The sequence below is a fragment of the Paenibacillus sp. FSL P4-0081 genome, from assembly GCF_000758565.1.
GTDB classification, from domain to species: domain Bacteria; phylum Bacillota; class Bacilli; order Paenibacillales; family Paenibacillaceae; genus Paenibacillus_AQ; species Paenibacillus_AQ phytohabitans.
The window spans coordinates 88,582-106,178 of sequence record NZ_CP009280.1 but is presented as its reverse complement, the minus strand read 5'-3'; the positions used below and the strand labels follow the sequence as shown (position 1 = coordinate 106,178).

Here is a 17,597-nt window from a genome sequence, read left to right as displayed (position 1 = left end):
GCACAGCATGAAAGAGCAATTTTATATCCTGATTCTGCTATTTATCTACCGGCTGTTCTGGGGCTACTTCATGTACAAGTTCATTAAAAGCGCCGTCGTTCCGGTACTGCTGCGCTATCCGGATGCGAATGCCGGCGGCAGTAGCATAGGCAGGCTGCTGTATTATATTGAGGGGCAGGCTGCGCTGCACACGGACCCGGACGTCCGGCAATGGCTATGGCTGCTCCTGGCACTGACTCTGTTGCGGCTGCTGCTCTCCCCCTTTATCCGGGCGGGCCTGCTGCACGAGCTTCACCAGGAACGTGCCGGGGAGCGCGGACTGTTCTTTTTTCCCGGGATGAAGCGTTATGGTCTGCCTGTACTGCTGTTCAGTCTCGTTGAATGGGCGCTGGCCCTTCTGCCGCTCTATTGGCTGCTGCCGAAGATGTACCGTCTGCTTCTGAACGGCATTCTCGATTATCCGCTGCTGCTGACGCTCGTGCCTTATGTGCTGGGCTGGCTCGTCTACCTCTTCCTTATCCGCAAGCTGCTGCTGTATATGCAGTTCGGTTATACCGCCGGCACGGGCATGTTCACTTCGCTGCTGGTCTGTCTGAAGGTGCTTCTCCACTCCATCGGGATATCCGTCATTATAGGCGCAGGAAGTCTGCTGACGCTGATCCTCTGCAGCGCTGCAGCGCTCTTCTGCCCCGGCCTCCCGGCCCTGTTCCTGCGCCAGGCAGCTCCACTGCCGTCCACCCTATTCAAAATGTGGGGCATAGCCGCGCAGTATCATCTCTGGTCCAGTAAATCATTCCCACAATAATCGGCCGCCAAAACGGCATACTAAAAGAGTCATCGCCCCTCTGGTGAGGTGCATGACTCTTTTTTGTTTACAGCTGCGACAAGTGCATTTGCAAAACTGTAAATCCTTTGGTACAATGATGCCTGTACTACTAGTAACAAATTTGTAATCTTTCAAATGGAATGAAGCAGCTATGTAACCGAAGCCTTTAACCTTATGTCGATATGTCACTATTCTGGTGCACAAAACGCCGAATTCCCTGCACCGGGGAGTGGGGGAACCATATTTTGGGTGAATTGATCTCGCTTTAGAGGGGTCATAGGGGAACCTTCTACCGAATCCTTAAGCTAACCTCGCAGGCCTTGGAAGGAGTACATCTTTTGAGAAGTCAGAATTTTAAGAAGAAATGCACCGCAGCAGCGCTGGGTCTTGTGATGGTATTCACACTTGGAGCAGGCAGCGCTTTCGCAGATTCCAAAATGGATACTGTGATCTCAAAAACCATTGGAACGTCATATAAAACCGGGGGCACCAGCACCAGCGGCTTTGATTGTTCCGGATTCACCAAATACGTATTCAAGAGTATCGGCCTTACCCTGCCGCGCACCTCTAAGGCACAGTACAGCGTTGGAACAGCCGTATCCAAGAGTAATTTGCGTTCCGGTGATTTGGTATTCTTCAATACCCTGGGCAACGGAGTTTCCCATGTCGGTATTTATGTCGGCAATGGCAAATTCGCACAATCCTCCACTTCGCGTGGTGTAACCATCAGTTCGCTGAGTCAGGCATACTGGGCCAACCGCTACGTTGGCGCTAAAAGAGTGATGAGCACAACAGCCTACCAAGCTGTCGCTTACGATTGAACCCTTGAACATTTCCTCGAATATTCGTACCTCTAACAACTAAATGTAACTTATACGAGCCCGGTTTTGATTATTGCCGTAATCATTTCCGGGTTTTTCCTTTTCCTTATTCTACCTTTTACACTCATCTGCAGGCCCTGAAACACCTTTTTATCCCAAATCCAAAGAAAAATCCATCAATAGCTCACCTGCTGCGTAAATATGAGTCTTTCTATGCAGCTATAACTCTAAAAAACGCAAAAAAAATGCATTAATATGTTATAAGTGATTGCCAAGCGCCCTAGTCTTTGCTACAATTATCGCAGTGAGCTTTTAGTAACATTTTTGTAATTATTGAATCGCTTTTAACAAAGGTTTTGTCATGTATTGAATAACAGCTAATCCTAATCAACAGTCGTGCCGAGTTCCCTAAAGATTTAGGGAAACGGGGGAACCAACTTTGGGTGAATTGACCTCCTATTCTAAGAGGGGTCATAGGGGACCTTCAACCGAACCCTTAAGCTAACCTCGTAGGCATTTGGAAGGGGTATTTACTTTTGAAGAAGAAGCTAGCAGCCGCAGTACTAAGCTTTTCCATCATCTTCACCATTGGAGCAGGAAGCGCTTTCGCGGATTCCAAAATGGATAAAGTTATCGACAAAGCCATCGGGACCAAATACGTATCCGGCGGTGTATCCACGAACGGTTTTGATTGCTCCGGATTTACAATGTATGTTTTTGATAAGATCGGAATTAACCTGCCCCACCAATCCGGCTCCCAATATGAGATGGGCACTGCTGTATCCCGCGATGAAATGAGACCGGGCGATCTTGTATTCTTCAATACAAGCGGCAAAGGCATTTCTCATGTCGGTATTTATGTTGGTGACGGTGAGTTCGCACATGCTTCTTCCTCGCGTGGTGTAACCATCAGTTCGCTGAGTGACAGCTACTACGTCAACCGCTACGTTGGCGCCAAACGGATTATGAGTACAGATGCTTACAAGACTGTGGCTGCGGATTCCGAAGAGAATGACGATGTGCAATAATTTGTCCTAAATATAAGCGCTTTTCCAGGATTTTTGCCGAAATCTTGGAGGAGGGCTTATTTTTTTGTCTATAAAATTACTTACCCCGCTCTATATTTGTAAAACACCAATTTCGCTCTTTCATAAAATATTTATTGGCGTTTGTCAAGTTCCGGTCTTTCTGCAAGGTTTTTGCGTCGAATCCGGCTCGTTTTGTATATAATATTTATAGAATGAAGTAATGTTCCATTGAAAGGAGGCCTCCGCTTATGATAAGTTCCCCGGTAACTTTTTATGTTGTTCCTATGGAGTCGCGGCATGCTGCTGAGATCTGTGAGTGGAACTACAGGCCCCCGTATAATATTTACGGCTGGATGCCCTGGGAGCAGATGCAGGCGCTCGGTGTTGAATTCGGTGATCCGCAGCTGCGCAGCGAGCAATACGTTTCCGTTGTGAATGGACAGGGAATCCTGTGCGGCTTCGCCCAGCTGTTCCCTATGGAGGGTGTAGTCCGGCTTGGAATCGGCATGCGGCCCGATCTGTGCGGTCATGGCATGGGACATCTGTTCATGAAGGCCATCGTTCAGGCGGCTTTGCAGCGTTATCCGGAACGGGAGATCGATTTGGAGGTACTGACCTGGAATCAGCGGGCCATCCGTGCTTACCAGAAATGCGGATTTACCATAACGGATACTTATGAACGCAGAACCCCAACTGGCGATAAGCCATTTTATTGTATGGTCTATGAGAAATAGCATTCCACTTCTGTATGTTTGCAATTTTCCCAGGAGTTTCGTTCATTTTTTTGACACAAATACTATGATAACGCTTCACCATCCGGTATAATGAAGGAAGCAGCTTACATGGAGGGACGGATGCAGATGCAGAAATGGATCATGAGCGGTTTGTTTTTTGCCGCCTGTGCCTTTGCCGTGGTCTTAATGTTTACCCTGCCCGGCAAAGCCGAGGTGGCTGAAGAGAACAAACCTACAATGCCTGAGGTTGTGCTGGACGCAGCCGGCGCGGAGGCCCTGGTGAAAGCCAACTGCATCACCTGCCACGGGGATCAGCTTCAGGGCGGTGTAGGGCCGAACCTGCAGCAGGAGGGCGCACAGCATGACGCGGCGCAGATTTACAGCATTGTGACCAAAGGCCGCGGGCAGATGCCTTCCTTCAAAGACAAACTAGCCCCTGAGGAAATTGCGAATGTCGCGTTATGGCTGGCCGAGAAGAAATAATAACATGCCCAAAGCAAAATGCCCGCTGCAAAGGATACCCTGGTATCCCTGCACGGGCATTTTTATGGATCAGGCGGTACTGTCATTTCCATAAGGATCCTGTCCTCTAACGGTTTTTCTCAAAAGCCTCGTTAATTTCATTAGCCTGGCGTATATCCAGCTTCTCCACATCTGCAGGCAGACGCAGGATAACGGTCTTGTAGTCAATGGTGATATGCGGGTGATGGTCGAACGCTTCCGAAATCGCAGCAACCTCATCCACAAAAGCAATTCCCTTCATATATTCATTGAACATATATTTGCGCACCATAATATCCTCTTCCAGTTTCCAGCCTTCCAGCTTGCCGATCTGCTCCCGCAGTTCTTCCTCTGTAAATGGCAATTTGTTTCCTCCCTTGCTTAATTAGCTATATCACAGCAGTCCTGTCTTTCAAATAAAACATCCCTCAGCTTCTTAAAGTCCAAGGGATGTGCCGGGCCAAAGATTTTTTTCGATTTAATGTATTCTTAAATCCCGGCGAATAGTACTTCTCATCCCAATTTTAACATGGGCTGATGCCTGGGACAAACTCCGGCTCCGCAGCTGCTTCCGGTCTACACCAGAACCACCGATGCCAAATCCTCGTCGCCGAGCAGAATATTGATGCGGTGCGTTTCTTTATCGTACATTACAACCCCGCTTCCGACCTTAATCACCGGCTCATTGCCCAGTGCGTAGAACAGATCCTCCGCAAGCGCCTCCCAGACCTCCAGCTTCGACTCCTCCGGCAGGTTCTCCCACTCCTCAGGCTCCATTTCGAAAAAAATATACCCGTCGGAAATCCGTCCGACTGCGCCTGTCAGTTCAACCAGAATTTCACTGTAATCTCTGCCATGCTTAACTCCCACGTCAATCACTCCGTTTTCTTCGCTGATGAATAATAACTTACCTTATCCATTATAGCCGAAAAAATCACTTCACAAAAAAGGGAATGCTGTCGATAAATAAGAATATACGTGATTTGGTTACGTGCAGAGTGTCCTCCCGCGGTTCAAGGATGATAAACGCGGTATAGTCGGATCACTTCTTAATTCTCATGGACGAGGTGCATAAATGGAAATTTCAACAATACTAGGACTGGTTTTTGGTCTGATCGCAGTAGTCTGGGGGATGGTACTCAAGCATGCTCCGCTTGAAAGCTTGAACAATCCCGCCGCCTATGTAATTATCTTTCTTGGTACGGCCGCCTCAATCTTCATGGCCTTTCCCATGTCGGAAGTCAAGAATTTCCCTAAGCTGCTGAAGATCCTATTTGTGAAGAAAAAGATGGTCGGCAAGCCCGAACTGATTACAATGTTTATGGAATGGGCATCCATCACCCGCCGTGAAGGACTGCTTGCATTGGAATCCAATGTCGATGAAATCGAAGATAATTTCCTTAGAAACGGTATGCGGATGATTATCGACGGCAATGACCAGGAATTTGTCCGCGATGTATTAATGGAAGATATTCACGCTACAGAAGATAGACATAAAGCCGGCGCCTTAATCTTCTCCCAGGCCGGGATGTACGCACCTACACTGGGGGTACTCGGGGCTGTTATCGGGCTGATTGCCGCCTTGGGGGATATGAGCAATATGGATGTCCTGGCCCACGCGATTGCCGGAGCCTTCATCGCTACTCTGCTGGGGATATTCACCGGTTATGTAATGTGGCACCCTATGGCCAACAAGTTAAAACGAATTTCCAAACGCGAGATTGAAGTCCGCCTGATGATGGTAGAAGGTCTGTTGTCTATCCAGTCGGGGGTCTCCACCATTGCTATCAATCAGAAGCTTTCCGTCTTCCTTACTCCGTCCGAACGGGCCAAGCTGAGTGAGAAGGAGGGCACCTCGAATGAGCAAAAAGACTAGGCATGAGGAGCACGAAGAGCATGCCGATGAATCCTGGCTACTGCCCTATTCCGATCTGATGACCCTGCTGGTTGCACTATTCCTGGTTATGTATGCCATGAGTGCTACGGACGCCCAGAAGTTTGAGCAAATGGCCCAGGCGTTCAATTCAGCGCTCAGCGGCGGTGGCGGCGTACTGGAATTCCGCTCGGATTCACCTACGAGTACTCAACTTGACCAAGGCAATAAGGATAAAATGAATAGTGTTATAGATAAAAATACAGGAACCGCCGAGATCTCCAAACTTCGTGCCAAAGAACAGGAGGATCTGGAGAAGCTTAAGGAGCAATTCGATCAGTACATCAAGAATAACGGAATGACTGATCTGCTCAGTACGAAGCTGAATCAGTCCCAGTTAATGATTACGATCAGCGACAACGCCTTATTTGCTTCGGGACAGGCTATGGTCAAGGATGACTCCCGCCAGCTGGCCAAGTCAATCTCGACGATGCTGCAGCAGTTTCCCGATTATGATATATTAGTGCAGGGACATACGGATAATATTCCTATCTCCAATAGCAGCTACTCCTCCAACTGGGATCTTAGCGTGGCCCGTGCCCTTCAATTCATGAAAATCCTGCTGCTTAACCCCAATCTGGACCCGGTCAAGTTCAGTCCGATCGGATACGGGGAATATCATCCCATCGCTGAGAATACGACTGCCGCCGGACGCGCCAAGAACCGTCGTGTAGAAGTCTCCGTTCTCCGCAAATACAAAGATGCAACAACAGAAACTACTGATGTTGCCGCTCCCGGTAAATAATGCGAATATATTATAGCTTGTTAAGTAATAAGAGCTGTTCCCGGGCCATTATTCGGCCTTCAGGAACAGCTCTTTGTTTGATTGCTTATTATTTAAAGCTTATTGCAGCTCATAGTTCAGCATAGCTCCAAGCTCCTGCTTCTCCTGCGGTGACAGATCACGCCATTCCCCGGTCTGCAGGGCGCCCAGCCGGATATTCATTACCCGGATGCGCTGCAGACGCCGCACTTCATAGCCAAATGCGCTGCACATGCGGCGGATCTGCCGGTTCTTGCCCTCGGTAAGAATAATCCGGAATACCCGCTCGCTGATCCGTGTTACCTCACAAGGGAGCGTTCTGCTGCCCAGAATCTTCACCCCGGTGGCCATGCCCGTAAGGAAAGATTGCGTGACTGGCCTGTCCACGGTAACTACATACTCCTTCTCATGTCTGCCTTCAGCACGCAATATTTTGTTCACAATGTCCCCGTCATTCGTCAGCAGAATTAATCCCTCAGAATCCTTGTCGAGCCGTCCGATAGGGAAAATACGTTCTTCATGTCCGATGAAATCAACTATATTCCCCTGAATATGGCCTTCTGTAGTAGATGTGATGCCTACCGGCTTATTAAGTGCGATGTAAACGATCCTGCTGCCTGTCTCCAGGCGTTTGCCGTCGATCAGCACCGTATCTCCAGCTTCTGCCTGACTGCCCAGCAGAGCGGTCTCACCGTTGATGGTGACTCTTCCCCCTTCCACCAGCTTGTCTGCTTCACGGCGCGAACAGTACCCTGTCTCACTGATGAACTTATTAATTCTCATGTCTGTCATTCACTCCGTTCTATATACATGCCTGACGGAAGGTTATTCTCCCCGGCTTCAGGCAGCTTAATGGTCACCTGCGCACCCCGTCCGTACTCACTGCGGATCTCGAGACTGCCCTTATGGGCTTGTATAATACGCTGGCTGACCATGAGTCCAAGCCCGGTCCCTGACTCTTTATTCGTGAAGAACGGCTCGCCCAGCTTAGGAAGCATATCCTCCGGAACCCCTCCGCCCTCATCAGAAACAACAATAACCACAGAATTATTCTGCTGCTGCTCCTCCAGGGTAATCGTCCCTCCGTCAGGCATAGCCTCAATCGCATTTTTGATTACATTAATGAATACCTGCTTCAGCTGGTTCTCCTCACAGTGCACCATAGCCGGCATATCCGAGAAATACGTTACAAACTCTATGCCAAAAAGATGGGCTTGGCTATCCAGCAGAGAGATCACGTCGCCGACAATATGCCGCAGATCCCTCAACTGAAAATGAACGGCCTGCGGCTTGGCCAGGATCAGAAACTCACTTACAATCAGATTGATCCGGTCCAGCTCCGAGAGCATAAGATCAATATGCAGCGGGACCAGAACCTTCTTCTCCTGCTGCAGCTGCAGGAACCCTCTCAAGGTGGTCAGGGGATTGCGGATCTCATGGGCAACTCCGGCTGCCAGCTGGCCGACCGTAGTCAGCTTCTCGGAGCGTCGGAGCAGCTCTTCAATCCGGTTGCGCTCAGTCATATCACGGGATACATGTACAAAAGACTGCGGCTGCCCTTCCTCATCCCGGATCACCGAGGTGCTCACACTGACTTCTACGATAGAGCCGTCACGTTTCAGTCGTACGGTCTCTACCGGAGGCAGAGACATTCCGTTCTTGAGCTGCCGCAAACGGATATCTTCCTGCTCCTGTACTGTAGCCGGCACCAGATAAGGCGTCTTGACCAGCGCTTCCGCTGCACTCCATCCATAGAGCTCTTCAAAGGCTCTGTTCGTACTTATAATCCTGCCATCCATATCCACAGTGTGGATCGCATCCGAGGTGCCGTTAATTACCGACTCCAGATGCTCTTTAACCGCCCGGTTCTCTTCCAGCGTCTGACCCAGCCGGTTCGTGTGCTGCAGCAGGTGGGAGGTCATCGCGTTGATCCGGTGGGCCAGCTGTCCGAGCTCGTCCCGGCTCTCAACATTTAATGGAGGCTCGAATTTGCCCTTGGCCACATCATTCACCTTAGCCAGTATATCCTGAATCGGCCGTGTGACGAAGCCGGCCAGAATATAGCTGGCCAGGAAAAAGATAATAAGCAGCAGCACGGACGTGGTGATATTATTGAACAGCTGCTCTTTAATTACGGATGAGATCAGCGAGTAATCCATAACCACAGTAATTACATAATCGTCGGCTCCCGGCTGTTTGATTGGAATAAAGCTTTTGAGCACTCTTTTGCCCAGAACCTCCGTATCCAGCGTTACCGGCTCACCCCCGTTGATCGCTTCCCGTATTGCAGCTTTATCCTGTGCAACGTTGCCGTACGTATACGTACCGTAATGAATAGGACGGTTGCGCAGCTTCACATTAATCGGGTCGCTGCCATCGGGCAGCATGCTGGGCGATCCGAACGTTTTGGGATTAAAGCCTGTGATCTCCAGGATGCCGGGGTTCACGGCTTTGGAGTCCTGAATAATTTCGTCAGGTCCCATAATCTTGACGTAATCGCTTACGGCAGTACTGCGGATATATGGATCTATGATATAGTTGCTGGTACCATCATAATAGTAACCCCATTTATCAATGTACTCCGGATTTGAGGTTGAATATTCGAAAGGGCCGGACCAGAAATTATCCATTGTCTGCCCCTGGTCAACGGATACCCGCTGGCCTGCAAACAACTCCAAAAAAGCCACATACCAGTACCCCATGCCTTTGGTCGAGAGTCCGATCTCTGTGGGATCTGATGACTTGGCTACAACAATATCATTATCAGTCTTGACCAGAAGCGAGATATTAGACACGCCCAGCTTGATGGCCAAGGCCTGCAGCTCCCTATTGTCCACATTCTTGATATCCGGGTCAAGCTCAAGCGAAGCCAGAATAGAGGTCATCCTCAGGTTCTGGGCAATTTTATGCTGCACATAGTTGGAACTATAACTGCTCTGCTCAACCGAAACAGCGATCTGCATGGCAGTTATCTTCATATTACTCAGACTTTCATTACGCAGATTATTCCGGACGGCATATAGATTAAGTGTAAGATTCAGCGTCAGGATTAAGAGTACCGAGCCGAAAATAATAGCCGATAATTTCGTTTTTATAGACAAGCGTATTGTTCACCTCTTACCGCTGGTAAATCCTAGCGGAGCATTCATAATTATCATACCTTTTGCCTCTCCATTTGAAAAGACATTTCAAACAGGGATAACCTGGGGAACATATTGAATTCTTCAGACACATTCTCTACAATAAGTAGGAAACCATCCACAGGTTATGCACATATAAACATTTTGCTAAATCGCGATGTGTACAATTTTGTGCATAAGTCGGGCTTTATCCACAGAGTTGTCCACAATTTGTTAAGAACGAATATTTGTTCGTTGTACAAGGAGCTATTTTAGAAGGGAAGATGAACTTGAATACACAACTTGAAGAGTTGCCGCCAGACGAGCGGGCAATTCATGAATATTGGATGAACGAGGCAATAGGCGAAGCCCGCAAAGCAGAAGCACTGGGTGAAGTGCCGATCGGGGCAGTGGTTGTCCGTGAAGGTACAATTATCGGGCGCGGCTACAATCTGCGTGAGACCACGCTCGATTCCACTGCCCATGCGGAGATGGTTGCCATCCGTGAAGCGAGTACAGCCCTTAATTCCTGGCGTCTGCTCGACTGCCAGCTCTACGTGACCCTGGAGCCCTGTCCCATGTGTGCAGGAGCCATGGTGCAGGCCAGAGTCCCGCTTACTGTCTATGGTACTCCTGATCCCAAAGCCGGCTGTGCAGGGACTCTGATGAACCTGCTGGAGGAATCGCGTTTTAACCACCGTACAGAGGTCATCCAGGGTGTGCTGCAGGAAGAATGCGCAGAGCTGCTGACTTCGTTCTTCCGCCGGCTGCGGCAAAGACCCGCCAAGCTCTAATGAAACGGATCAGCTATACCATTCTATTGTGACCAGGAGGACGATCCATGTCTTTTAAGCTGTACAATACCCCGAAGGGAATCTATATCTCTTTATTGAAGCTCACGGATGCCGAAGCGCTGCTTAACCTCCGTCACCGCAACCGCAAGGAGCATCAGCAGTTCGAACCCCTCCGTGACAATGACTACTTCACTCTGGAGAGCCAGCGGCAGCTGATTAACCAGCGCATCCTGGACGCCCGGCAGGATAGTGCTTATATGTTCGGCAACTATCTGCTCAGCGGCGAGCTGATTGGCCAGATTACCATTTCTAACGTGGTACGGGGTGTCGGACAATTTGCCGATATCGGATATTTTATTGATTATGAAATGCAGGGTAAAGGGTATACCAGCGCAGCGGTGCATCTGATCCTGGGCTATGCCTTCCGCTCCCTCAGCCTTCACAGGCTGCAAGCGGCTATCCTGCCTCATAATGACGGCTCCCGCAGAGTCCTGGAGAAGAACGGCTTTCAGGCTGAAGGGCTTGCCCGCCGCTTCATCAAAATCAACGGAGAATGGCAGGACCACCGCACTTACGCCATTCTGGCTGAAGATTTTCTTCCACATGAGCAATAGCCTGATCTGCCGGAGCCGCCGGCAAGCAGCACAAAAATCCCGTATGAGCGGAGGTTCGCTTATACGGGATTTCTGTGTTACTGCAGTATTTATTAATAAGTACCTGTGGCTCCGAACTGCTGCTGCAGCTCTTCCAGGGTAATCACATCTTCGCCTTGCGGAATTCCGATCTGGAAGGTTTGTTTCTCATTGATCTTGCTGTATTGATTGCTAGCGGTCATAGACAGAGCAACATTCTCACCTTGTTCAGGATCATTCACTTTGATATCCATAAGCATATCCTGATACACCGGGAAGTTATCGTCATTGATCGCCGTGTTAAGATGGAACTGGTTAATCGTCAGATGCGTGTTCAGCTCAGCCAGATCCTTATCGAATTCAGCGCGTGCTTCACTGGACTGCAGCTCTTCCTTCGCTTTAGCCAAGTCGGCAGCATCGATCTTCAGCAATTCCTTGTATTCATCCTTGCCGAGAATATCGATGATCTTAGGCAGCGCATTGTTCACCAGGATGGTGAGCGCCTCTTTGACATTATCATTCGTTACCTGGAACTGGACAACCTGTTTGGCTTCAACCCCTTCAGGCAGGCCGGCTTCCTTAGGTTTGATTTCGTTAAAATACTTCTCTTCGTCGTACTCACCCAGTAATGTGTTCATCACTTCATTAGACAGCTTCTGCACTTTCTGCGTGTCCATAGCCGAAGGGTTGAATTCAGCCCCCTCCTGCTCGGCCAGTTCCTTCAGATCCACTTCAACAAATTTACCTACGATTGTCTCGGGAAGCGGCAGGAACGGAATGGACGGCACTTTGACATACAGCTTCTCTGCTGTCATTACCATCGGAACCGTGAAGGACATCGCCATATCCCCCTTCAGATTCAGAACCATTGTAAGCTCTGTCTGCATCGGCTCTGCCTGGTAGACTCCATCAACTGTAAGCTCAGCATTCTTTAGCATGCTGAGAATTTGACCCGTTGTAGCATCAGCTTCGCTTGTACCTGTGTCGATCGTCAGGTCATTAACGGTAAGCTTCGTCTTCATTTCATACGATGTCATCGCCGCAACTTTATTTGCAGCAGCGGACAGTGCCTCTTTCGGTGCCTCTTTTTTTGCACACCCCGGCAGAATTACTGCGGCGGTGAGCAGCAATGCAGCAGCGGATAACCCCCATTTTTTATTCATTATTGTTCTCCTCTCCCATGTGAAAAATTCTTTCCCCTCCCTAATGATAAACCATTTGGCAAATATGAGAAACATTTCTCTCCATTTTCATCTCCGGCTAGGGTCAGCCCTGAGGATTATTATGGTCAACGTGGTTAGCCTGTTTTACCTTTTTTGAACCGGACAACGGCTCAGGACCTGATGAATGATGTTCCTTGCGCGGCCCCTGATTATCCTGCTGTACACCGGGTACCGGCATGCTTTTTGGTTTGCTCATCTTGTTCGCCTCCTATGGATTGGTTAAGCCCTGAAGCGCCTGCGCGCATTCATGAATCTGCCTTGTATACTGCTGCGCCAAAAGCTGTACGGCATCCCTACGCTCATCCGCAACGCGCCCGTCCTGCTCCGCGTCGAGCAGGTTCACAGCAACCTCACGGCTATCCACATAAGTACAGCGGAAGTCGAGGGAATACCCTTGGCGCCCGGCTGCATTGAAATGAATGAGCAGACTGTTCTGGTCCGCCGCATCCCCCTGCACGCTGAAGCTGTCCCCATCCTCCATCAGTGCAGGCAGGCGTTCCTGCCAGGCAGACACCAGACTCTGCTGATCTACTTGTAATTGTCGGTCCATCTTTATGATCATCCTCCTTCTCTAATACATTGCCGAGAAAGAGAGCTTTTTATTCTCTTTGGAACATGTTCCATCCAAAAGAATCCTCCGAGTACAACAAAAAAACCGTCCCCCATAAGGAGAACGGCTTCTATCTGCAAATCTTTGAGTGTAAAGGAATGGCGGAGAGGATGGGATTCGAACCCATGTGGGCTTGCACCCTAACGGTTTTCAAGACCGCCCCGTTATGACCGCTTCGGTACCTCTCCAATGCATCTAAATTTCACATGCATTAGGAATTATATCACACCCACCAAATAATATGCAACTATAATTATTGAGCAGTTTGTGCGCTTATGGATTTCACATTACGCATATACGGCTGCAGGCATTCCGGAATCAGAACACTGCCGTCTTCCTGCTGGTAATTCTCCAGAATAGCCGCTACTGTACGGCCTACGGCCAGCGCAGAACCATTCAGCGTATGCACGAATTCCGGCTTGGACTTGGGCTCTTTGCGGAAGCGGATATTGGCCCGGCGGGCCTGGAAATCCTCGGTGTTGGAACAGGAGGAAATTTCGCGGTACATTCCGCTCTCCGGCAGCCACACCTCCAGGTCATACGTCTTCGCCGATGTGAAGCCCATATCTGCCGTACACAGCAGCAGGACGCGGTAAGGCAGTCCAAGGAGCTGTAGGACGCGTTCAGCATCGGCTGTCATCTTCTCCAGCTCCTCATAGGAGGTCTCCGGACTGGCAAGCTTCACAAGCTCCACCTTATTGAACTGATGCTGGCGGATCAGACCGCGGGTATCACGCCCCGCAGATCCGGCCTCCGAACGGAAGCAAGAGCTGTAGGCTACATGGTACTTCGGCAGATCACCAGCTGTCAGAATCTCTTCACGGTAGTAGTTCGTTACAGGCACTTCTGCTGTAGGGATCAGATAATATTCTGTATCACGCAGCTTGAACAGATCCTCTTCGAACTTCGGCAGCTGTCCTGTTCCATACAGGCTATCCTTGTTGACAATGTACGGCGGCAGCATCTCTTCATAGTTATGCTCTCCGCTGTGCAGATCCATCATGAAGTTGATTAGAGCGCGCTCCAGTCTTGCTCCCAGCCCTTTGTAGAAGGCGAACCGGGAACCCGTAACCTTGGCTGCCGCTTCAAAATCAATGATATCCAGCTGCTGCGCCAGCTCCCAGTGTGATTTCGGAGTGAATCCGAACTCTCTGGGCTCCGACCAGCGGCGTACTTCAACATTGTCCTCCTCGGACTTGCCAACCGGCACCGATTCATGCGGAATGTTCGGAATGCTCATGGTCAATTCATCAATCTTAACTTCGAGCTCGCGTACTTCATCGTCCAGCTCTTTGATCCGGTCGGAAACCGTACGCATTTCTGCGATCAAATCATCGGCCGGTTCTCCATTTTTCTTCTTCTTCGCTACATCTCCGGATACGGTGTTCCGGCGGTTCTTAAGTCCCTCTGTTTCCTGAAGCAGCTCACGGCGGCGCAGATCAAGCTGCGGGAAGCCGGCAATCAAATCGAGCGACTTTCCTCTTTTGGTAAGGGCCTCTTCTACTCTTGCATAATCACTACGCAACACTTTAACATCTAACACAAAGTTTCCCTCCTGAAAACAGCCCAAACTCTTTCAAAATGCTGATTTGTTTACAGCTTTGAAAGAGTCAGGATGTTTTATATGCAGTTCTATTGATTGGCTGCGCTACTGTCCTCTACCATGTCGGCAAAATATTGATGCAGCCTGTAATCATCAGTCAGTTCCGGGTGAAAAGAGGATACCAGCAGGTTGCCCTGACGTGCAGTTACAATCTCATCCTTATAGATGGTAAGCACATCGACATCCGGACCCACCTCGTTAATGAGCGGAGCACGGATAAACACCGCACGTACCGGCTCAGCAATCCCTTTAACCTCCAGATCACATTCAAAGCTTTCCCGCTGGCGGCCAAAGGCATTCCGGGCAACGGTAATATCCATCAGCTCCAGATGACCGGGTTCGCCTCCGGCAATGTGCTTGGCCAGGACAATCATGCCGGCGCAGGTACCAAAAATCGGCTTGCCTTGACCCGCAAACTCACGTATAGCTTCTATAAAGCCATATTTGCGCATCAGTTTGCCGATGGTCGTGCTCTCGCCGCCGGGAATAATCAGTCCCTCTATCTCTTCCAGCTGCTCTACACGCTTGATAGGCAGACCCTGCGCACCTGTCTTCTCAATACTGACAATATGCTCTGTTACAGCGCCCTGCAGCGCCAACACTCCTATTCTCATCCGGAAGCCTTCTCTCTATTAACGGCCGCGTTCCGACATACGTTCAGCCGGAGTCAAAGTGGCAATATCAATCCCCTTCATCGGGGCGCCAAGGTTCTTCGACACTTCAGCAATCAGCTTGTAGTCTGTAAAGTGGGTGGTCGCCTCTACAATGGCACGGGCGAATTTCTCAGGGTTGTCGGACTTGAAGATCCCCGAGCCAACGAACACGCCGTCAGCACCAAGATGCATCATGAGTGCGGCATCCGCAGGCGTAGCTACACCGCCGGCAGCGAAGTTAACGACAGGTAATTTGCCAAGCTGATGAACTTCCAGCAGCAGCTCATAAGAAACGCCAAGTATCTTAGCTTCATTATAGAGCTCATCAAGCGAGAGGTTAGTCACTTTGCGAATTTGACTGTTTATGTAGCGCATGTGGCGGACGGCTTCAACGATGTTGCCGGTTCCCGGCTCACCCTTGGTACGGATCATCGAAGCTCCTTCGTTAATCCGGCGCAGGGCTTCCCCAAGGTCCTTGGCTCCGCATACAAAAGGAACGGTGAATTCACGTTTATTGATATGGAACACTTCATCTGCCGGCGTGAGCACTTCGCTCTCATCCAGATAGTCAACACCGAGGGATTCAAGAACCTTGGCTTCTACATAATGGCCAATACGGGCTTTAGCCATAACAGGAATGCTCACTACCTTGATAACCTCTTCTACAATAGTAGGATCGGCCATACGTGCTACACCACCCGCTGCGCGGATATCGGAAGGTACACGTTCCAGAGCCATAACGGCTACTGCGCCCGCTGCCTCGGCAATTTTTGCCTGCTCTGCATTCATGACGTCCATAATGACGCCACCCTTTTGCATTTCTGCCATGCCTCTTTTAACTCGCGATGTTCCTGTTTCCATGTCTAAGCCTCCCGAATGATCTAACCTAATCTAACTTGTAATTCTACCGCAAGGTGGTGATATATACAACCTATTTACTGGGATTTTGTCGTAATGCTGGCATTAGACTGCCGTGCGGTTAGAACAAGTTCTTAATTCCTGTAAACAGGTCGCCAAAAAATTCTCCGATTGCTCTCATTAGCAGTTTGAACCAGCCAGCCTTCTCTGCTTCCTCGGCAGTAATCAGGTTAACCGTCTTCTCCTGAACCTGAGACATTCCTTCGATCTGGTAGGTATATGTGACCTTACCTACTTTGCTGGCTCCGGCAATCGGCGCGATCAAGGTTGCCGGGTCGTTCGTCACCACTGTAGTTTTGATCTGTGGAGAAACCGTACCCTTTGGTACCATGAACGTAACTCCCGCATCCGTCACAACAGGTACATCCTTATTCTTGCCTTTGAGTACAGGCACCGTTTCAGTACCGGCGATGACAGCCTTAGGCGCTACCACCTGCTTAATCTCGAAATTGTTGAAGCCGAAATCAAGCACCTTCTTCGTTTCCGTGAAACGGTGTGCTTCAGAGTCCGCTCCCATAACTACGCTGATTAGACGCATGCCGTCACGCACAGCAGTACCTGTGAAGCAGTTGCCGGCTTTGGAGGTGTGTCCAGTCTTCAATCCGTCGAGACCCGGATAAGCATAGGCTTTGAAGTTAGCAATATCCTTGTTGGCTTCCAGCATCCAGTTATAGTTAATCATCGGTTTGGTGTCACGCTCACGGAATTTATAGGATTGGATCGTTGTAAATTCAGTGAAGTCTGGATGATCCGTTACAATATTTTTGGCAAGAATGGCTGCATCCATTGCAGACATGACCGTTTCGCCTTCTGCCTGCGGACGGAATTTCTCCGGCATGTCCGCTCGGTCAAGTCCGGTGGAGTTAATGAAGAAAGCGGTCTTCATGCCCATCTTCTGGGCAGTCTCGTTCATAAGTGTTACGAATTGCTGCTCCGAACCCGAGACCAGCTCCGCCAAAGCTACTGTGGCATCATTAGCAGAACCTACCGCCATCGCTATGTACAGTTCTTTAACCGTATGTTCATCACCTGCAGCCAGATAAATCCGCGATCCGGTCTGCTTAGATGCATTCTCCTGTACAATAACCTTCTCGTCCCAGGATAGCTGGCCGCTATTTACGGCTTCGGTAACCAGATATTCTGTCATCATCTTGGTCATACTCGCTGGAGGCATAGGCTGATCGGCATTGAGCGACATCAGGACCTCGCCTGTAGTAGGCTCAATCAATACTGCAGATTTTACATTCAGTCCCAGTGACTCCACGCTTGGAATCTTGGTTACTGCCGTTTTGGCAGGTGTTGCCGCTGTCGATGGAGCCGCAGCCTCTGTTGCAGCCGGTGTGCCTACCGCCTCTGCCATCGCAGACGCTGCCGGGAATGCTAGCATATTTAAAAGCAGACCTACTGTCGCTGTCTTCATCACAAGTTGCTTACTACTT

Annotated in this window: 20 protein-coding genes, 1 tRNA gene and 2 riboswitches; of the genes, 9 read left to right on the top strand and 12 right to left on the bottom strand. The window is 49.7% G+C overall.

Annotated features, from left to right (window positions below; translation table 11 throughout):
- Positions 1 to 7: 7 nt before the first annotated feature.
- The 5 genes from P40081_RS00505 (at position 8) to P40081_RS00485 (ending at position 3,892) form a co-directional block, all read left to right on the top strand.
- Positions 8 to 805, top strand: a complete 798-nt coding sequence (locus P40081_RS00505; RefSeq protein ID WP_042140613.1) for a hypothetical protein — start codon at positions 8 to 10, stop codon at positions 803 to 805.
- A gap of 217 nt (positions 806 to 1,022) precedes the next feature.
- Positions 1,023 to 1,161: riboswitch (cyclic di-AMP (ydaO/yuaA leader) on the top strand.
- Between the two features lie 57 nt (positions 1,162 to 1,218).
- The gene (locus tag P40081_RS00500; protein WP_042140612.1) at positions 1,219 to 1,647 is read left to right on the top strand and encodes a C40 family peptidase; all 429 of its coding nucleotides are present in this window, start codon (positions 1,219 to 1,221) and stop codon (positions 1,645 to 1,647) included.
- A gap of 387 nt (positions 1,648 to 2,034) precedes the next feature.
- A riboswitch (cyclic di-AMP (ydaO/yuaA leader) is annotated at positions 2,035 to 2,178 on the top strand.
- A 5-nt stretch (positions 2,179 to 2,183) separates the two neighbouring features.
- Positions 2,184 to 2,675, top strand: a complete 492-nt coding sequence (locus P40081_RS00495) for a C40 family peptidase (protein WP_042132718.1) — start codon at positions 2,184 to 2,186, stop codon at positions 2,673 to 2,675.
- Between the two features lie 248 nt (positions 2,676 to 2,923).
- Positions 2,924 to 3,409, top strand: coding sequence for a GNAT family N-acetyltransferase (locus P40081_RS00490; protein WP_042132717.1), 486 nt, complete (start codon positions 2,924 to 2,926; stop codon positions 3,407 to 3,409).
- Between the two features lie 126 nt (positions 3,410 to 3,535).
- On the top strand, positions 3,536 to 3,892 hold the full coding sequence (locus P40081_RS00485; RefSeq protein WP_042140611.1) for a c-type cytochrome: 357 nt from the start codon (positions 3,536 to 3,538) through the stop codon (positions 3,890 to 3,892).
- 106 nt (positions 3,893 to 3,998) lie between these two features.
- On the opposite strand, the gene P40081_RS00480 is transcribed toward P40081_RS00485, so the two are convergent.
- Positions 3,999 to 4,274, bottom strand: coding sequence for a 4a-hydroxytetrahydrobiopterin dehydratase (locus tag P40081_RS00480; protein WP_042132716.1), 276 nt, complete (start codon positions 4,272 to 4,274; stop codon positions 3,999 to 4,001).
- A 212-nt stretch (positions 4,275 to 4,486) separates the two neighbouring features.
- Positions 4,487 to 4,780 (bottom strand): hypothetical protein, encoded by a 294-nt coding sequence (locus P40081_RS00475; RefSeq protein WP_039303858.1) that lies wholly within the window; start codon positions 4,778 to 4,780, stop codon positions 4,487 to 4,489.
- Between the two features lie 205 nt (positions 4,781 to 4,985).
- On the opposite strand from P40081_RS00475, the gene motA reads away from it, so the two are divergent.
- Entirely contained in the window at positions 4,986 to 5,786 is an 801-nt protein-coding gene (motA, locus tag P40081_RS00470) for a flagellar motor stator protein MotA (protein WP_042132715.1), read from the top strand.
- Positions 5,770 to 6,588: a flagellar motor protein MotB gene (motB, locus tag P40081_RS00465; RefSeq protein WP_042132714.1), complete on the top strand. Its 819-nt coding sequence runs from the start codon at positions 5,770 to 5,772 to the stop codon at positions 6,586 to 6,588. Before motA ends, motB begins: the two co-directional genes overlap by 17 nt.
- Positions 6,589 to 6,687: 99 nt before the next feature.
- Here motB and rluF read toward each other — a convergent pair whose 3' ends face one another.
- Positions 6,688 to 7,389 (bottom strand): 23S rRNA pseudouridine(2604) synthase RluF, encoded by a 702-nt coding sequence (gene rluF / locus P40081_RS00460; protein WP_042132713.1) that lies wholly within the window; start codon positions 7,387 to 7,389, stop codon positions 6,688 to 6,690.
- Between the two features lie 5 nt (positions 7,390 to 7,394).
- On the bottom strand, positions 7,395 to 9,707 hold the full coding sequence (locus P40081_RS00455; protein WP_042132712.1) for an ATP-binding protein: 2,313 nt from the start codon (positions 9,705 to 9,707) through the stop codon (positions 7,395 to 7,397).
- Between the two features lie 308 nt (positions 9,708 to 10,015).
- Here P40081_RS00455 and tadA point away from each other — a divergent pair, with 308 nt between their 5' ends.
- A complete protein-coding gene (gene tadA, locus P40081_RS00450; RefSeq protein ID WP_256704065.1) occupies positions 10,016 to 10,519 on the top strand; it encodes a tRNA adenosine(34) deaminase TadA in 504 nt (167 codons plus the stop codon).
- A gap of 47 nt (positions 10,520 to 10,566) precedes the next feature.
- Entirely contained in the window at positions 10,567 to 11,133 is a 567-nt protein-coding gene (locus P40081_RS00445) for a GNAT family N-acetyltransferase (RefSeq protein ID WP_042132710.1), read from the top strand.
- A gap of 92 nt (positions 11,134 to 11,225) precedes the next feature.
- Here P40081_RS00445 and P40081_RS00440 read toward each other — a convergent pair whose 3' ends face one another.
- The 8 genes from P40081_RS00440 to P40081_RS00405 all read right to left on the bottom strand — a co-directional run bounded on the left by P40081_RS00440 (position 11,226) and on the right by P40081_RS00405 (position 17,578).
- A complete protein-coding gene (locus tag P40081_RS00440) occupies positions 11,226 to 12,314 on the bottom strand; it encodes a DUF6612 family protein (RefSeq protein WP_042132709.1) in 1,089 nt (362 codons plus the stop codon).
- Positions 12,315 to 12,417: 103 nt separating this feature from the next.
- Entirely contained in the window at positions 12,418 to 12,570 is a 153-nt protein-coding gene (locus P40081_RS00435) for a small acid-soluble spore protein P (RefSeq protein WP_042132708.1), read from the bottom strand.
- 12 nt (positions 12,571 to 12,582) lie between these two features.
- On the bottom strand, positions 12,583 to 12,924 hold the full coding sequence (locus tag P40081_RS00430) for a hypothetical protein (RefSeq protein ID WP_042132707.1): 342 nt from the start codon (positions 12,922 to 12,924) through the stop codon (positions 12,583 to 12,585).
- Between the two features lie 159 nt (positions 12,925 to 13,083).
- Positions 13,084 to 13,172: transfer RNA gene (locus P40081_RS00425), tRNA-Ser, on the bottom strand.
- A gap of 65 nt (positions 13,173 to 13,237) precedes the next feature.
- Positions 13,238 to 14,527, bottom strand: a complete 1,290-nt coding sequence (serS, locus tag P40081_RS00420; RefSeq protein WP_042132706.1) for a serine--tRNA ligase — start codon at positions 14,525 to 14,527, stop codon at positions 13,238 to 13,240.
- Positions 14,528 to 14,616: 89 nt separating this feature from the next.
- Positions 14,617 to 15,201, bottom strand: coding sequence for a pyridoxal 5'-phosphate synthase glutaminase subunit PdxT (pdxT, locus tag P40081_RS00415; protein WP_042132705.1), 585 nt, complete (start codon positions 15,199 to 15,201; stop codon positions 14,617 to 14,619).
- A gap of 18 nt (positions 15,202 to 15,219) precedes the next feature.
- Positions 15,220 to 16,101 (bottom strand): pyridoxal 5'-phosphate synthase lyase subunit PdxS, encoded by an 882-nt coding sequence (gene pdxS / locus P40081_RS00410; protein WP_042132704.1) that lies wholly within the window; start codon positions 16,099 to 16,101, stop codon positions 15,220 to 15,222.
- Positions 16,102 to 16,219: 118 nt separating this feature from the next.
- A complete protein-coding gene (locus P40081_RS00405; RefSeq protein ID WP_042140610.1) occupies positions 16,220 to 17,578 on the bottom strand; it encodes a D-alanyl-D-alanine carboxypeptidase family protein in 1,359 nt (452 codons plus the stop codon).
- Between the last annotated feature and the right edge of the window lie 19 nt (positions 17,579 to 17,597).

Coding starts and splice junctions, on each gene's coding strand:
- P40081_RS00430 (WP_042132707.1), bottom strand. CDS start 12,924: ATGGACCGACAATTACAAGTAGATCAGCAGAGTCTGGTGTCTGCCTGG.
- P40081_RS00405 (WP_042140610.1), bottom strand. CDS start 17,578: ATGAAGACAGCGACAGTAGGTCTGCTTTTAAATATGCTAGCATTCCCG.
- P40081_RS00440 (WP_042132709.1), bottom strand. CDS start 12,314: ATGAATAAAAAATGGGGGTTATCCGCTGCTGCATTGCTGCTCACCGCC.
- pdxT (WP_042132705.1), bottom strand. CDS start 15,201: ATGAGAATAGGAGTGTTGGCGCTGCAGGGCGCTGTAACAGAGCATATT.
- P40081_RS00490 (WP_042132717.1), top strand. CDS start 2,924: ATGATAAGTTCCCCGGTAACTTTTTATGTTGTTCCTATGGAGTCGCGG.
- rluF (WP_042132713.1), bottom strand. CDS start 7,389: ATGAGAATTAATAAGTTCATCAGTGAGACAGGGTACTGTTCGCGCCGT.
- P40081_RS00500 (WP_042140612.1), top strand. CDS start 1,219: ATGGTATTCACACTTGGAGCAGGCAGCGCTTTCGCAGATTCCAAAATG.
- P40081_RS00505 (WP_042140613.1), top strand. CDS start 8: ATGAAAGAGCAATTTTATATCCTGATTCTGCTATTTATCTACCGGCTG.
- motB (WP_042132714.1), top strand. CDS start 5,770: ATGAGCAAAAAGACTAGGCATGAGGAGCACGAAGAGCATGCCGATGAA.
- P40081_RS00435 (WP_042132708.1), bottom strand. CDS start 12,570: ATGAGCAAACCAAAAAGCATGCCGGTACCCGGTGTACAGCAGGATAAT.
- P40081_RS00445 (WP_042132710.1), top strand. CDS start 10,567: ATGTCTTTTAAGCTGTACAATACCCCGAAGGGAATCTATATCTCTTTA.
- motA (WP_042132715.1), top strand. CDS start 4,986: ATGGAAATTTCAACAATACTAGGACTGGTTTTTGGTCTGATCGCAGTA.
- pdxS (WP_042132704.1), bottom strand. CDS start 16,101: ATGGAAACAGGAACATCGCGAGTTAAAAGAGGCATGGCAGAAATGCAA.
- P40081_RS00485 (WP_042140611.1), top strand. CDS start 3,536: ATGCAGAAATGGATCATGAGCGGTTTGTTTTTTGCCGCCTGTGCCTTT.